This is a genomic window from Zobellia uliginosa, from assembly GCF_018860745.1.
In the GTDB taxonomy this organism is placed as follows: Bacteria; Bacteroidota; Bacteroidia; order Flavobacteriales; family Flavobacteriaceae; genus Zobellia; species Zobellia uliginosa_B.
In genome coordinates, this window is the sequence record NZ_JAHKPY010000002.1 from 430,024 (window position 1) to 448,923 (window position 18,900).

Consider the following 18,900-nt stretch of genomic DNA (forward strand, 5'->3'; position numbering starts at 1 on the left):
AAAACCAAATAACCATGAAAAAAGTAATAATAACATTTCTGTCCCTGTTTGCCGGCCTTGTCTCGGTATATGCCCAGCAGGACGCTCAGTATACGCAGTACATGTACAACACGATATCGGTGAATCCAGCGTATGCGGGTTCCCGTGGGGTGTTCAGTATAGCGGCGCTGCACCGTTCGCAGTGGGTGGGCCTAGACGGCGCCCCTACGACGCAGACGCTCAATTTCCACACGCCGGTATCCAATAGGATAGGTCTAGGCCTTTCCATCGTCAATGACGAAATCGGTAACGGCACGAACCAGGACACCTACGTTGATGCGGCCTTCTCGTACACGGTAAAGACCTCTGACGAAGGTAAGCTTTCGTTCGGGCTAAAGGCCGGAGGCCATTTGCTTAACGTGGATTTCACGAAGTTGAGGAACTACGGAGCGGAGAGCAACCTGCCGAACATAGACAACAAGTTCTCGCCGAACATCGGAGCGGGGGTGTACTACCACACGGACCATTTCTATGCGGGGCTATCGGTACCCAACTTCCTCCAGACGGAGCATTTTGACAATTCGAACACGAACGCGAGTTCGTTCCTTGCCGAGGAGCGTATGAACTTCTACTTCATCACGGGGTATGTCTTCGATGTGAACGATAGGTTGAAGTTCAAGCCTGCGGGTCTTGTCAAGGCAGTAAGGGGAGCACCTTTGCAGATAGACCTGAGCGCGAATTTCCTTTTGAACGACAAATTCTCATTGGGAGCGGCCTACAGATGGGACGCCGCGGTGAGCGCACTTTTCGGTTTTCAGATAACGGACCAGTTCATGGTAGGCCTTGCCTACGATAGGGAGACCACCGATCTGGGAGCGACGAGGTTCAACGACGGGTCTTTCGAGATTTTCCTCAGGTACGAGTTCCTGAACAGGTACAAACGCGTAATTACCCCAAGATTCTTCTAATAGACAAACGGACAAGACATGAAAAAAACAAGATATATATTCTGTGGTCTGGCATTGATGGCCATGGTATCACAAGCGCAGGAAAAAAAGATAAAAAAAGCAGATACGAAGTTCACGAACTATTCCTATGCCTCCGCAATACAGTCCTATGAGGACCTTGTAGAGGACGGCTATACGGAAGAGGAAATTTTCAAGAATTTGGGCAACGCTAACTACCTTAACGCGAACTACGGGGAGGCTTCCAATTGGTACGGCCAATTGTTTCAATTGGGGATAACGGATATAGACCCGGAATACATGTACCGTTATGCACAAACGTTGAAGTCCTTGGAAAAGTACGATGCATCGGATGTTTGGATGAACAAGTTCAAGTCTGCGATGTCCAACGACCAACGTGCGCTAGCATTTGGAAACAATGAGGATTACCTGGAGAAGATAGAAGAGCGTTCGGGGAGGTACGAACTGAAGAACCTGGGGCTGAACTCCAAGGTATCGGATTTTGCGCCTTCTTTCTACGGAAAGGATTTGGTCTTTTCAACGGCACGTGACAGCGGGCTGATATCGAAGAACATCCATAGATGGAACAACGGTGCTTTTTTAAACTTGTACAAGGCCACCGGCGACGACCAGGGGAACTTCACGGCGTTGGACAAACTGGACAGGAAACTGAACAAGAAAACCCATGAATCCTCTACGGCCTTCACTAAGGACGGGCAGACCATGTATTTTACGCGCAACAATTCCGTGAACGGTAAATTCTCAAGGGACGAGGAAGGGATAAGCAGACTGAAGATATTCAGGGCCGACCTTATAGGGGAAGAGTGGGGCAATATTGTGGAACTACCCTTTAACGGAGACAGTTATTCGGTAGCACACCCTACCTTGAACAACGACGAGACAAAACTGTATTTCGCCTCTGATATGCCGGGAACGGCCGGGGAGTCGGATATTTTTTCTGTAGAGATAAACGATGACGGTACGTTCGGTGCACCACAGAACCTTGGTCCACAGATCAATACAGAGGCCAGGGAGACCTTTCCTTTTGTAACAGAATCGGACATTTTATATTTCTCCTCGGACGGGCATCCCGGCCTTGGCGGTCTTGACGTGTTCGGAACGGACCTGAACGACGATAGCGGCAAGGTGCTTAACGTGGGAAGACCCTTGAACGGTGAGGAGGACGACTTCTCGTATATCGTGAACGAAGGGACCAGAAAGGGTTTTTTCGCCTCGAACCGAAAAGGGGGGCAAGGGAACGACGATATCTATAGTTTTTTGGAAAAGGAACCTTTGGACTTTACCTGCCATACTAATATAACAGGAGTGGTCAAGGATGAGGAGACAGGAGCTTTACTGGCAAATGCAAACATCAAGGTATATGACACCAAGAAGAATCTAGTGGCCAGCTCCGAAACGGATGCCAACGGTGCATTTGCCTTGGAAGGAGATTGTGCGGATGGCAAGTACAAGGTGGTAGCATCAAAAACGGATTATGATGAGGGTAACAAGATATTCGCTACAGTGAACGCCAAAGATGCTACAGGCATAGAAGTGGTTCTGGCACAGACGGACAAATCAGCCCCTATCGGGACGGACCTTGCGAAGTACCTGAACATCGAACCGATTTATTTCGATTTCGACAAGCATTTCATCAGGGAGGATGCCCGTGTTAGTCTTAACAAGGTAATAGCCTATCTTAACGAGTATCCTAAGGTGAAGATTCAGGTAGGTTCGCATACGGATTCTCGTGCGAACGATGCGTACAATATGCGATTGTCCGCCAACAGGGCAAAGGCTACCGCGGAATATTTAGTGGAACAGGGCGTCGCCAAGAGCCGTATTTCCTTTGAAGGATTCGGTGAAACGCAATTGACGAACGATTGTAGCAACGGGGTACCGTGTACCAAAGAGCAGCATCAATTGAACAGGCGTTCGGAGTTTATCGTCGTGAAATAGGGCGGAACGAAAGGAAAAGGAAACAGACCATTAACTACATAGTGAAAAAGGGAAGGAGCAAGTCTCCTTCTCTTTTTTTTGTGCGATAAATTGGGCTTTAGGTTTTTAAATATTTCCCACATTTAAGAAGAGGGTGAAAAAAAATAGGCTACCCTCTTAAACTTAAATAATCACTGAAAAAGAAAAATAGTATTGTTCCAAAACCTTTTGTTTTAAAGGGTTAATCGACAAAATACACTATCATAATTAATTTTGATATACAAAAAATGCACTTTCCCATACATTTTGCATATGCCTCACAACAATAACTACTTATAATTTTTATCTGATAGTATATTTAAGAACATTAACTATATTTATGTAGTATTAGGACTACAAAAAATATAATTTAATAATTAGTAGGACCATCAGATAATCAACAATAAAAGAGTATACATTGAATACGCATCAATTAGGAAAGGTAGACTTTAATAACATTTCTACAGTTCAATTTGAAAAAGGTGCCAGCTTTTTAGAATTGTTAATAGGTATAAAATTACTTTTTAGAAATTCTTTTTACCATTTAAAGTCACTTATGGTTCATTTAGCTATACAAAACAAGGTATACGTCTTATTTGAACGGTTTTGCAAGTATGAAATAACGTTTTTTACCTATAGATTTTTTTGATAAAAGTGGGGAATATGACCAACATTTATTGCTTAAAAACACTGAGTCAATACATCAGTAGCTAAAACCACCTGTTTTCCGTGTGCAGATTACGCCTTTAATAGAATCCGATGAAGATAAAGCCCTCAAACTTAAAAAATAGAATACTATCCGTGGTGGTATTTCTATTTGTCACACTCAGTTCTTACGCTCAATTAAGTGATTTGCATTATATGCCGCCACTTACCGAGACAAACCAAAATTATATTATTGATCAATACGTATACCTATCTACTCCAGAAACGATACCATTTGATGTTAATATTTACGTAGGTACCTCTATTACTCCACTTGCAACGGTTTCCGTTTCAAACACAGTACCTTACACGTATATATTACCGACAAAAGAGAATGGAATAACATTACTGCCTAATGCTGAAGTTGGTTTAGTAAGTAGTACGGCAGGTTTACGTTTAGAGGCGCCTGGTGGTCAAAAATTTTATGCAAACTATAGAGGAAATAGTAACTCACAAGGTGTTTCTTTGACATCAAAAGGTAGAGCGGCATTGGGAACGCATTTCAAATGGGGCGGAATTCCTTTTCTACATGATCGACATATTTTTAATGCGGCCTTAGGGATTATGGCTACAGAAGATAATACGACAGTTACAGTTTCAGACTATGATCCTGATTGTGTTTTTCGACTAGGAAATGATAATACAGGCTTAACCGATGACACGATTACTATTACTTTAAATAAAGGAGAATCTTATGTATTGGAAGTTGAAGGAAATAATGGTGACGCCAATAGGTATGGGTGGTTAGGTGCAGATATTATATCAGATAAGGATATAGCAATTAGTGTTGGTCATATTTTACTTGGTGTTCTTCCTAACGTTAATATTCAAGATGGAGGAACAGATCAACCAGTGCCTATTGATATTATTGGTCGTGAATATGTTTTTATTAGAGGTGGTGGTACAGATGCTTTAGAATTTCCTATAATAATAGGAACAGCTAGTGGTACAGATATTTTTGTTAATGGGGCAACAACTCCCATTGCAACTATAAATGACGGGGAATATTTTTTAGTTCCTGGGTCAAATTATTCTGGCGGTACAGCGGGTAACAATATGACCGTTACTACATCAAAAAATGTGTATGCCTACCAATGTTTGGCTGGTAGTAATTCTGGAGCAACAATTGGAATGAATTTTATAGCTCCTGTAAATTGTTTGCTTCCAGATAATGTGAATAATATTAGTACCATTGAAGATTTAGCTGGTAAAACGATATCTGGTGGGTTAACCATTTTGGCATCAAATAGTACACCTGATGCTAATATTGTTGTAACTGCTGATGGTGTTCCGGTAACACTGCCTGCTGCTATACCAGCTACGGGATTACCTTGGAAAAGTTTTTATATCCCTGGTTTAACCGGTAATATTTATGTACAATCTTCAGGAGCAATTGCTGTTGGAGTTGTCGGTTTTAGTGGTGCACTAGGAACTGGCGGATACTTTTCCGGTTTTGATACAGTACCCGTAGTAGATTACTCCATTTCAGGTTCGGGATGTTTAGGAAGTACTATTACGCTTACAGAAAATTTTGATACTTACCAATGGTTTAACGATGGAGTTGCCATACCTGGAGCTAATAGCGGAAGTTACACTCCTACTGAAATTGGTGAACATTATGTAAATGTATCTAAAAGTGGATGTGATTATAATTCTAATGTAATTCAGGTATTTTACTGTAATCCAGACATTTTCATCAGCAAATCTTCAGACAAGACAACAATATCAGAAGGAGAAACGGTAACTTTTACAATTACTGTAGAAAGCCTTGGATTAGATGATACAACTGGTTTAGTTATTACTGATGAATTACCAACAGGTTTAACATTAATTAGTGCAACTCCAAGCAAAGGTAATTGGTCTGCTCCAAATTGGAATGTAGGTGATATGGTCAAAGGTGAAAAGCAATCATTAGTTATTGTCGCTTCTGCCGATGATATAGATGCTCCGTTCCCGACAAAAAGTATTACCAATACAATTTCTAACACACAAGATCAAACAGATTCCAATTCATCTACGGATGACACAAGTGAAATAATTACTATAGAAAATTTGGATGATGACAATGATGGCATTCCGGATACTTCTGATCTTTGTGAAGGATTTGATGATAGTGTCGATATTGATAATGATGGTGTGCCGGATGGTTGCGATTTGGATGATGACAATGATGGTATTTTAGATTCGGATGAATGTGCTGCTCCACCTGCATCGGTTATTGGTACACAAGACACTTCAATTAGCTGGATCGATTTTCAATGGAATAGAATAATTGGGAGTACCTACTGGTCGGGTAGAAGTGGTAGCGATAATGAATGGGGCTTGATAGGTACCTTCGATCTGGGGAACTTAAATGCGAATTTGGCAGGTGTTATGGTTACCATAACTTCGGTTTCAAATGAACCGGATGATGCCAGACTTTACATGGGTGCATCTTCAGGAAGTTTATTGGGTGGTCATGCAGGCTTTATCTTAGAATTTTCAGAACCAGTTGATATTAGGCGAGAAGCACTTGCAGGTGTTGCATTTAGTACAGGTGAAATAGAAACATACCTTTCTAATAGTCAAATAGATTATATAAATGCTGATACTCCGGCTAATGTTTTGGTAACAACTGATGATGGTTCTGGTTATGCAAGTTTAGAAGCAAATGGTAGTGGAGGCTCAAGTCCAATAGTGGCTGAGAGTTATGGAACTACCTATTTTTATATGGATTGGGATGATAATATCGTTCCTAGTACGCAACAATTTAGAATGGAAATTGGTGAATTTCCAAGAATATCCACTACAGATACTGATGGTGATGGTATTGTAGATTGCAAAGATTTAGATAGTGACAATGATGGTTGCCCAGATGCTTTAGAAGGCGATGCCAGCTATGATTATGATGATTTAGATGGCGATCTTAGATTAACGGTAGCTATAGGTGCCAATGGTATACCTAGTGGTACTGCTCAAGGTAGAGGTACTTCATTAGATAAGTTGGCAAGATCAAGTGCGTGTTCAGAATGTCTTCCAAATCATCCGTTGTTTACAGATGCTGATGCAGATGGTGTTGGTGATGCTTGTGACGAAGATGATGATAACGACGGTATTTTAGATGTAGATGAGTCCAACAGTGGTTGTGGTGTTTCCTCAACCAATATTCATTTTACAGATGCATCTTACAACGAAATTGCCGCGAATAGTAATGATGGTGATTTGGTAGCGTATATCAAAGATTTTGATAGTAACGTATCTGCCGTGGTAACCACAACGATCCAATCAGGAAGTTTTGCTGCCAACACTCCCAATTATACAGATGGCGGTATACAAGTGGATATGCAATCGCGTAATTCAAATTCTGCCGTTTCGGGAACTTCAACGGAGATTGTGTTTTCTGAACTTATATTGTCTTCGGAATTCAATGTAAGAAGTTTGGCCAGAAATGCTTCGGGATCTTATAATGAAAGTCAGAATATCAGATTTTTCAATAATGGAGTTCAAGTACAGTTCAATGCAGATATTTATGCAACCACTGGTACTGTTGGTACTGGCGCATCTTATGATCCTGTAACTGGTGATGCCATTGCCGCAATTATCGGCGGAGGAGCCCAAGAAGCCAACTTTAGATTTAATATCGATAGACCGATAGACAAAATTGTAATCACCCAGATGGATGCGGCTAATGCAGATAATATTGGGTGGAGAGTTAATATTTTATGTCCTTATAATTTAGATACTGATAATGATGGTATTTATGATCATTTAGATTTGGACAGTGATAATGATGGTTGTCCAGATGCTCTAGACGGTGCGGCAAGCTATGATTATGATGATATTGACGGTAGTTTTAGATTAACCGCAACTGCAGATGCCGCGGGAATTCCTGGTGGAGCTTCTCAGGGTATCGGTACATCCATAGATAATTTACAACAATCAGATGCATGTTCTGAATGTTCATCAAATCATCCATTATATAATGATGCGGATGGCGATGGTATAGGTGATGCGTGTGACGAAGATAATGATAATGATGGTATAGCGAATGACTTAGAATGTACACCGGCAAAAGGTTCGGTTTTAACGGGGGATGATACGCTATTGCTAACAGGAGAATATAATAATGGTAATGGGGTAAGTCAACAGTTTACTATTACATCTACTGAATATAATATTTTAGACAAAACCGGTGCTGCCGATAATGGTTTACAAGTAAGATGGAATCAAGGTACGGATCCAACCGTTGAAATGATACTTACTTTACAAGAGCCTGTAAATGCAGTACAAAATGCAATTCGTGTTTCTTCTTTTGAGCCTAACAGTGCTGTTGGTGGCATTCAAAATGCAGATAAAACGGTAACCATTACATGGCCAGGTGGTGGCACCGCTGTGCTTTCTGATCCTCTTGGAGAAACAGATTTAGGTAATGGTGCAGTTATAACTTCTGGTACTCCTTTTCAAGTAGCGCCAGATGCAGCGGGACTTTCTAGATTGGTGCCAGATTCGCAATGGTCTTTATTGATCGATACCAGTACTGGAATAACTTTCCCGATGGATATAGGTTATTTTGCTGATGGTACTATAAATTCTAGTGCAAACCACGTAAATGAAGGTTTTGCCTTTAGATCGGTTTTAGATTGTGATAATGATAATGATGGGGTAGCAAATTCCCTTGATTTAGATAGTGATAATGACGGAATTTATGATGTTTTAGAATCAGGAGGTACAGATGCAGATGCCAATGGTATTGCAGATGGTGCCATTAGTACGGATGGTATTCCTGATACAGCAGGTACAGGTACAATTCCAACGGAAACAACAGCGGGTACTCCAGATTTTCTTAATGTAGATAGTGATGGTGATACTTGTTCAGATGCGAACGAAGCATACGAAAGTAATACTGCCGATAACGGTGATGGTTCAGAATATAATGATGCAGATACTGCAACGGTAAGTGATGGTTCAGGAAAGATATTAGCTAACGGATTAGTGGCTGCAGCAGCCTATACTACAGGTGCTGTAAGTGCGGTAATTACTGAAGATTTAGATTTAGACGGAGATGGTTTAGTCGGTATTTGTGATTTAGACGATGATGGTGATGGTGATCCGGATGTAACGGATACTGATCCTTTAAATCCTTGTGTATATAGTACAAATCAAGTCGTAGCGAATGTAGAAGCAAGTTGGAATGATTTGGATTGTGATGGTGATGGCGAAACCAACGGATTTGAAGTAACCAATGGTACAGATCCTTCAGACCCTTGTGAGGTTACCGTACCAACGGTTCGTGCTCCAAGCGACGAGAATTATGCAGTTTGGGCTGCCGAAGATTGTGATGGAGATAATGTTGATAATGGTACGGAAGTTACTAATGGTACCGATCCATTTAATACAGATACAGATGGCGATGGTGTTCAAGATGACGTTGACAGCGATGCGCTAGACCCTTGTGATCCAGTACAAGCTGCAGGTTATACTGGTTATGATGCTAGCAATGCTATTTGGGCAGCGGCGGATTGTGATGGCGACGGCGTTTTAAATGGTACGGAAGCGACCAATGGTACCGATCCTTATAGCACGGATACCGATGGTGATGGTGTACCGGATAATACAGATACAAATGCGCTAGACCCTTGTGACCCAGTACAAGCTGCCGGTTACACAGGTTATGATGCCAGCAATGCTATTTGGGCAGCGGCAGATTGTGATGGTGATGGAGTTTTAAATGGTACAGAAGTGACCAATGGTACCGATCCTTATAATACCGATACCGATGGCGACGGTGTTCCGGATAATACAGATACTGATCCATTAGACCCTTGTGATCCAGTACAAGTAGCAGGGTATACAGGTTATGATGCCAGCAATACTATTTGGGCAGCGGCAGATTGTGACAGTGATGGCGTTTTGAATAGTACGGAAAACACAAATGGTACTGACCCGTATAGTTCAGATACGGATGGTGACGGAGTTCCGGATAATACAGATACAGATCCTTTAGCCCCTTGTGATCCGGTTCAAGCAGCAGGGTATACCGGTTATGACGTCGGTAATGCTATTTGGGCAGCGGCAGATTGTGACGGTGACGGAGTTATAAATGGTACGGAAGCTACGAATGGTACGGATCCTTATAATACGGATACGGATGGTGATGGTGTTCCGGATAATACGGATTCCGATGCAATAGACCCTTGTGATCCAGTACAAGCTCCTGGTTATACGGGTTATGATGCCAGTAATGCTATTTGGGCAGCTGCAGATTGTGATGGCGACGGAGTAATCAATAGTACAGAAGCGACCAACGGAACAGACCCTTATAGTTCAGATACAGATGGCGATGGAGTTCCCGATAATATAGATGCAGACCCATTAGATCCTTGTGACCCAGTACAAGCTGCCGGTTACACAGGTTATGATGCCAGCAATGCTATTTGGGCAGCGGCAGATTGTGATGGTGACAATGTTACCAATGGTACAGAAGATACTTTTGGTACTGATCCATATAATATAGATACAGATGGTGACGGAGTTCAGGATGATGTAGACAATGATCCGTTAGATCCTTGTGACCCGGCACAAGCTCCAGGTTATTCAAGTTATGATGCCAGCAATGCTATTTGGGCAGCGGCAGATTGTGATAATGACGGCGTAACTAATGGTACAGAAGTGACTAATAGTACGGACCCATATAGTACTGATACAGATGGTGACGGAGTTCCAGATGATATTGACTCAGACCCGTTAGACCCTTGTGATCCAGTTCAAGCAGCTGGTTACATAGGTTACGATGCTACAAACCCAATTTGGGCGGCAGCAGATTGTGATGGTGATTCTATTATAAATGGTACGGAAGTTACCAATGGCACAGATCCTTATAATCCAGATTCTGATGGTGATGGTATTGATGACGGTCAAGAAGATACGGACGGTACAGATCCATTAAATGATTGTGATTCTATAGGTGGTATTCCTTTACCAACAAGTGATTGTGATGGTGACGGTGTGCAAAATTCATTAGATGCATGTGAAGGTTTTGATGATGCTATAAATGCCGATGGTGATGCTCTTCCAGATGCCTGTGATGACGATGACGATAATGATGGTATTCCAGATGCTGTTGAAGGAACTGGTGATTTTGATGGTGATGGCATTTCGGATAGTTTAGATTTAGACAGTGATAACGATGGTATTCCAGATCTTGTTGAAACAGGTAATGGAAGTCTAGATACCAATGGTAATGGATATATAGATAGCTCTGAAAGTGGAGTAGGTACTAACGGTATTCCAGATATTTTAGAAGATGGAGGTGTTGATGGTGCAGGCGTAACAGCAGCTCCTGTAAATTCTGATGGTACTGCTGGTCCAGATTATTTAGATATCGATTCTGATAATGATGGTATCAGAGATTTAGTGGAAGGGCAAACAGATGCTGCCTTAGTTCAATTAACAGGTAATGATGCTGATAATGATGGTATAGATGATGCTTTTGATATAGATAGTGGCGGAAGCTTAACAACTATACCGGAAGATACAGATTTAGATGGTCGTCCAGACTACTTGGATTTAGATAGTGATGCCGATGGGATCATTGATAATATAGAATGGCAATCAACGTCTGGTCACCTTTTTCCATCTTCAGATTCTGATGGAAATGGTTTAGCTGATAATTATGAAGTTGCCCCTGCAGGTTCAGGAGTATCAATTAATGAACCTGAAAATTCAGATGGTCAAGATATGCCAGATTTTAGAGATACAGATGCTGATAATGATGGTTTGGATGATACTACAGAAGTGTATGATTATAATGATGACTTAACTGCAGATGTTGTGCCTTCTGGAACAGATGCTGATAATGACGGACTTGATGATGCTTACGATTTAAGTATTTCGGGACCAAACGGTATCGCAGATGCAAACGGAGCAACGAATAATGGTCAAGATGTTACAACTTTCTTAAATACTCAAGATCCCTTTACAAGTGAGGTCGATTTTAGAGATGCAAATGTGCATTTAGACCCAATTGATACAGATGGTGATGGGGTTGACAATCTTGTTGATATTGATAATGACAATGATGGCATTTTAGATTACGTAGAGTCTTTAGGTTTCCAACCAACAGATACGCAAGGAGATGCATGTGGTATACCGGCAGGTTCATTTATTGGCGGCACCTATATACCTGCTACAGGTTCTGGTGCAGGTACTCTAAATGCAGAATATAGATTCTCAACAGTAGTTACATCATCTTTAGGTGTTTTAGATGCCATTGTTACAATTACTGATATTGATAATGCAACCTTAACTTCTATAGATGCATTTCCGGCAGGAAGTAGTAATGAGGCTTGGCAGCCTACCTTTGACGTTGGCGATGGTACTAGTGCTGCTGGTGAAGAGGGTAGTATATCATTTAATATACGTTTGGTAGCTACTGGTACTGATTTTCAAGTCAATCTAATTCGTTTTGGTGGTGTCATTTATGATATTGATGGTGCAAATACGAAAGAGAGTGTTACACTTACACGACCAGGTCTATATGCTGTAGATAGTAATTCATTACTTACGGTATCAGAAAATCTAGCTACGGGTACGGCAACGTTCGAAGGTCCTGCCGAAACTTGGCCGGGAGTTGATTTTGGTCCTAGGTTAGCAGCATACTTTAATTATTATGAAACTACAAACCTTAACTTAACCTTTACCGGTCAGTTACAGACAGGTTTTGCTACACAAGATTATTTAGGATCTATTTTATTCCAAACTTGTGATATCAATGGATTATTCACTCCTACGAATACAACTTCAGGAAATAGTCTTACAGGAACGGCATCTGGTGGTGGTTCTTCACCAAAGTATACGATATACCAAGGCATAGATAGTGACAATGATGGTATTGAAGATCATTTGGATATTGATTCTGATAATGATGGTATTCCAGATAATGTAGAGGCGCAACTTACTTCATCATACATTCCTAGAGGAACGGTTGATAGCGATACCGATGGGTTGGGAAATCCATATGAAGGTACAGGTAACGAAGGTTTAACGGCTATTGATACAGACCTTGATGGAATTCCGGATTATTTAGATTTAGATTCAGATGAAGATGGTTTAAACGATAGGGTTGAAGCTGGTTTCACTTTGGCATCAAACAATTTAGATAATGATGGTGATGGTCTTTTAAATGATTATGATGATGTTAACACACCAGATGCTCTTTATGATACCAATGATGATCAAGACAATGGAGCTTCGGATTTACCCAACATAGCAAAAACAACAACGCCAGAAGTCGATTACCGTGAAGTTGGTATTGATGATAATGATTTAGACGGAATTGCAGATTCTATTGATTTAGATGATGATAATGATGGTATTTTAGATACGGATGAAACATCCGGAACTGATCCTAGTGCCGATGATGATTCAGATGGAATACTAAATTATAGAGATACGGATTTAGGTGCTGATGTCAACGCTGATGGTATTGTGGATATTTTCGATGCCGACGGCGATGGTGTTCCGAATCACTTTGATTTAGATGCCGATAATGATGGTATTTATGATGTGGTAGAATCTGGTAGTGACCAAGCGTTTACAGCTGGTGTAGTAGATGGTGCGGTAGGTACAGATGGTATTCCCAATACAGTACAGGCAAGTGGTCAGCAAAATAGTGGAACTATAAATTATACGGTTTCCGATTCTGAAGCTACACCTGATGGAATCTTTGATTTCTTAGAGTTGGATGCTGATGGCGATGCATGTAATGATGTTATTGAAGCTGGATTCACAGATTCTAACGGAGACGGAATCTTGGGTGATGGTGCTACCGTTGTTGATGCAAATGGTATCGTTACCGGTACCGGTACTACTGTTGTAGACGGATATACAACTCCTAATAATGAAGATAGTGCAACGGATACTGAATTCGATTTTCAACAACCAGGTGTGGTACCAACTATAGCCGCTGCGGCAGAACAACCTCAAGATGTAATAACAAATGGAAGCGCTCCAGAGACATTTACGGCAACTGCTACAGGTACGGATTTACTGTATCAATGGCAAGTAGATGACCAATTGGGTGGTGGCTTTGTTGATATAGATGATGCCAACGCAACCGATATTTATTCTGGTAGTAGTACGGAGACACTTACATTAACAGGTGTAACACCAACAGAAGACGGTTATGAATATAGAGCGATAATTACAGAGACTAGTTTTGTATGTTCTCCTTTAACTTCAGCTAGTGCTTTGCTTACGGTAGATGTTACTCCGCCTGCTATTCCTACTGTTGATAGTCAAATTACAAATGATACAACTCCTGTGCTTACAGGAACTGCAGAAGCGAATTCTACGGTAACGGTAGTAGTTGATGGTGCAACATATACAACTATTGCAGATGCTTCAGGCAACTGGACAATTAATACGGAAACGGCAACTCCGGATAGTGGAATATTTACACCAAATGTAAATGGTACTAATGAAGTGGAGGTAACGAGTACAGATGCTGCTGGAAATAGTACAGATGATGTTACAACTTTAGAGTTGACCATTGATACTACAAACCCTGCGATACCTACTGTAGAGAGTCAAGTTACAAATGATACGACACCCGTTCTTACAGGAACTGCAGAAGCGAATTCTACGGTAACAGTAGAGGTTGGTGGTGCAATATTTACAACTGTGGCAGATGCTTCGGGCAACTGGACTTTAGATACTGAAACCGTTGTTCCGGATAGTGGAACTTTTGCCCCAAATGTAAACGGTACAAATGAAGTTGTGGTAACGAGTACAGATGCAGCAGGTAATAGTACAGTTGATGTTACAACTTTAGAGTTGACCATAGATACCACGGCTCCAATAGCTCCAACAGTAGAAATTACTGAAGACACCAATAATGATGCTTTAATTAGTGATTCTGAACTTACTGGACCTATTAATGCAGTAGTAACGCTACCTGCAGATGCTGTTGCTGGTGATACGGTAACTATTACAGATGGTAATGGAAATTCACAAGACGTAGTGCTTACTGCAACTGATATTAGTAATGGGGATATAACCGTTATAATCGCCAACCCTGGTGAAAATGGAACTATAGTAGTAACAGCGAATATTACAGATGTTGCCGGTAATACAAGTGCAGATAGTGCTACAGATACTGCAGTACTTGATACAACTGCTCCATTGGCACCAACAGTGGTTATTATAGAAGATGTTAACGATGACGGATTAATAAATGAAGATGAACTTGTAGGTGATATCGATGCAAGAGTAACGCTACCTGCTGATGCAGTTGCGGGCGATACCGTTACCGTTACCGATGGTAATGGCAATTCACAAGATGTGATTTTGAGCGCAACTGATATTACAAACGGATTTGTTGATGTAATAATCGCAAACCCTGGTGATACAGCTACAATTGTGGTAACTGCGAACCTTACAGATGTTGCCGGTAATGTTGGTCCTGATAGTGCTACAGATACGGCAGTACTTGATCTTACAGATCCATTAGCTCCTACAATAGAAATTACCGAAGATGTAAATGATGATGAATTAATCAATGGAGATGAATTAGTAGGTGATTTAGATGCTGTGGTAACACTTCCTGCTGGTGCAGTTGCAGGTGATACGGTTACGGTAACCGATGGCAATGGAAATTCTCTTGATATAATACTTACGGCAACAGATGTTGTAACGGGTACTATAGATGTGGTGATTGTCAACCCCGGTGAAAACGGTACTATTGTTTTAACTGCTAACCTAACGGATATTGCGGGTAATGTTGGTCCTGATAGTGCTACTGATACTGCAGTACTTGATACAACCGCTCCATTAGCGCCGACAGTGGTTATTACTGAAGATGTTAACGATGACGGATTAATAAATGAAGATGAACTTGTAGGTGATATTGATGCCCGTATAACGCTACCTGCCGATGCAGTTGCAGGCGATACCGTGACCATTACGGATGGTAATGGAAACTCCCAAGATGTAGTGCTTACGGCAGCAAATATATCTGATGGATATGTAGATGTTGTTATTGCCAATCCCGGTGATATGGGTACTATTGTGGTAACTGCTAATATAACAGATATTGCGGGTAATGTTGGTCCTGATAGTGCCACGGATACTGCAGCACTAGATCTTACCGATCCTGGTGCGCCTACGGTAATTATTGCAGATGATAGTAATGATGATGAGTTAATTAACGAAGATGAATTAAATGGTGATATTCAAGCCGTAGTATCACTGCCAAGTAATATTGCTGCAGGTGATACGGTGACCATAACAGATGGTAATGGAAACTCTCAAGATGTAATACTTACGGCAGCTGAAGCTACCAATGGATTTATTATTGTTGTAATTCCTAATCCGGGAGATGGTAGTACAATTAATGTCACTGCCAACGTAACAGACGTAGCCGGTAATGTGGGTCCTGATAGTAATACAGATAATGCATTATTTGATCTTACCGATCCTAGTGCACCAACGGTAGAGATTACCGAAGACACAAACAATGACGGTATCATTAGTGAAACTGAATTAACGGGCGATATAGATGCTCGTGTTACTTTAGTGGGACCAACTTTTGAAGGAGACATGGTTACGGTTACCGATGGTAATAGTAACTCACAAGATGTGGTATTGACCGCAGCAGATGTAGCTAACGGTTTTATTGATGTTATAATCGCTAATCCTGGTGATGGAAACACTATAGTTGTAACCGCTAACCTTACGGATGTTGCAGGTAATGTGGGACCTGATAGTGCTACAGATACGGCATTGATGGATATTTCGGCTCCAAGTGCGCCACTAGTGGAAATTGCTGAAGATGTAAACAATGACGGTTTAATCGGTGCAAGTGAATTGTCTGGGGATATCGATGCGGTAATTATACTACCTGTTGATGCGGAGGCTGGTGATACGGTAACCATTACAGATGGTAATGGAAACTCGCAAGATGTGATTCTGACTGCGACAGATATAGCAACTGGTTCTATAGAAGTTGTCATTGTCAATCCTGGTGAAGCAGGTACCATAGTATTGGGAGCATTTATTACAGATGTTGCCGGTAATGTTGGTGATGATAGTGTTACTGATACAGCTGTACTTGATACAACTGCTCCAACTGCTCCAACGGTAGAAATAACTGAAGACACCAACAATGATGGTTTGATCAGTGAAGATGAATTAACGAGTGATATTGATGCTGTAGTTACACTTCCTGCGGATGCAGTTGAAGGAGACACAGTAACGATTACTGACGGAAATGGAAATTCACAAGATGTAGTTTTGACTGCAACTGACATCACAAACGGATTTATCGATGTAATAATCGCTAATCCTGGAGATGCAGGAACTATAGTTATAACAGCAAATATTACGGATGTAGCCGGTAATGTGGGTCCTGATAGTGCTACGGATACTGCGGTATTGGACCTAACAGATCCATTGGCTCCTACAGTAGAAATTACAGAAGATACTAATAATGATGGTTTGATAAGTGAAGATGAATTAACGGGTGATATTGATGCTCGTGTTTCACTTCCTGCTGATGCTGTAGCGGGTGACACAGTAACGATTACTGACGGAAATGGAAATGCACAAGATGTAGTTTTGACTGCAACTGACATCACAAACGGATTTATCGATGTAGTAATCGCTAATCCTGGAGATGCAGGCACTATAGATGTAACTGCAAATATTACGGATGTTGCAGGTAACGGTGGTCCTGATAGTGCTACGGATACTGCGGTATTGGACCTTACAGATCCATTAGCTCCGACAGTAGAAATTACAGAAGATACTAATAATGATGGTTTGATCAGTGAAGATGAACTAGTCGGTGACATAGATGCTCGTGTTTCACTTCCAGCGGATGCAGTAGTTGGAGATACGGTTACAATAACAGATGGCAATGGTAACTCACAAGATGTTGTGTTGAACGCGGCTGATATTACAAACGGATTTATCGATGTAGTAATTGCTAATCCTGGAGATATGGGTACAATAGATGTAATTGCAAATATTACAGATGTTGCCGGCAACGTGGGTCCTGATAGTGCTACTGATTCTGCTGTACTTGACCTTACAGATCCTACGGTCGATAGTTATTCAACTATAGATATTACTCCGGTATTAACGGGACAAGGTAATGCGAACGAAACGTTAGTGATTGAGTTGGATACGGATGGAGATAACATTCCTGATGTTACCTATACGGTTACTACCGATACCAATGGCGATTGGAATTTAGATACGGAAACGGCAACACCCGATTCTGGTAGCTTCCCAATTCTTGTAGATCAAGATGTAATTAATATTACAGCTACAGATCCTTCTGGAAATTCAGGAACAGGAGCGGTAACCGTTTCAGTCGATACGGATAATGACGGTATTAATGATAACGAAGAAGTTTCGTTAGGTACTGATCCGAATAATCCTGATACCGATGGTGACGGAATCAATGACGGACAGGAAGTCAATGTAGATAATACAGATCCATTAGATGATTGTAGTTCTGTAAATGGATATCCATTAGCAGATAGCGATTGTGACGAAGACGGGTTAACAACTGATGAAGAAGTAGCCTTAGGTACGGATATCGATAATCCGGATAGTGATAATGATGGACTTTTAGACGGAGAGGAAGTTATTTTAGATACGAATCCTAATGATTCTGATTCTGATGATGATGGTATTTTAGATGGTCAAGAAGTATTGGACGACACTAATCCATTAGACGATTGTGACCATGTAGGTGGTACGGCGTTGCCAGATAGCGATTGTGATAGCGATGGATTAACGACTGCTCAGGAAGATGCGATCGGAACCGATTCCTATGATACCGATACCGATGGCGATACCATACCTGATGGGCAAGAAATAATAGATGGGACGGATCCATTGAATCCTTGTGACTCGTTAAACGGAGTTCCAACTCTTGATGCAGGTTGTAATCCTGAGGTTGTAGATTCCGGTATTGCAGTGTCTAATGAGATTATCACTCCAGATGGAGACGGTACAAATGATTCTTTCTTGATTGAGAATATAGAGTCCTATCCGAACAATACAGTACAGATCTATAACCGTTGGGGTGTAGTCGTTTACGAAATGTCAGGATATGACAATACTACAAATTTATTCAATGGTACTTCCGAAGGTAGAACTACAATCAGTAAAGAGTCAGAACTACCTGTGGGCGTGTATTTCTATGTGATTAAATATGAGAACAAAGGGATAAACTTAACTAAATCAGGTTACCTGTATATTAATAGATAAAACAAGTTCCCAAAAA

Annotated in this window: 3 protein-coding genes; all 3 read left to right on the plus strand. The window is 41.2% G+C overall.

The window, feature by feature from the left end:
• Positions 1–14 precede the first annotated feature (14 nt).
• The 3 genes from KO521_RS02360 to KO521_RS02370 all read left to right on the plus strand — a co-directional run bounded on the left by KO521_RS02360 (position 15) and on the right by KO521_RS02370 (position 18,884).
• Positions 15–947 carry a PorP/SprF family type IX secretion system membrane protein gene (locus KO521_RS02360; RefSeq protein WP_215938299.1) on the plus strand — a complete coding sequence of 311 codons (933 nt, stop codon included), beginning with the start codon at positions 15–17 and terminating at the stop codon, positions 945–947.
• Positions 948–965: 18 nt separating this feature from the next.
• Positions 966–2,903 carry an OmpA family protein gene (locus KO521_RS02365; protein ID WP_215938300.1) on the plus strand — a complete coding sequence of 646 codons (1,938 nt, stop codon included), beginning with the start codon at positions 966–968 and terminating at the stop codon, positions 2,901–2,903.
• Positions 2,904–3,680: 777 nt separating this feature from the next.
• Positions 3,681–18,884, plus strand: a complete 15,204-nt coding sequence (locus KO521_RS02370; RefSeq protein ID WP_215938301.1) for an Ig-like domain-containing protein — start codon at positions 3,681–3,683, stop codon at positions 18,882–18,884.
• Positions 18,885–18,900 lie beyond the last annotated feature (16 nt).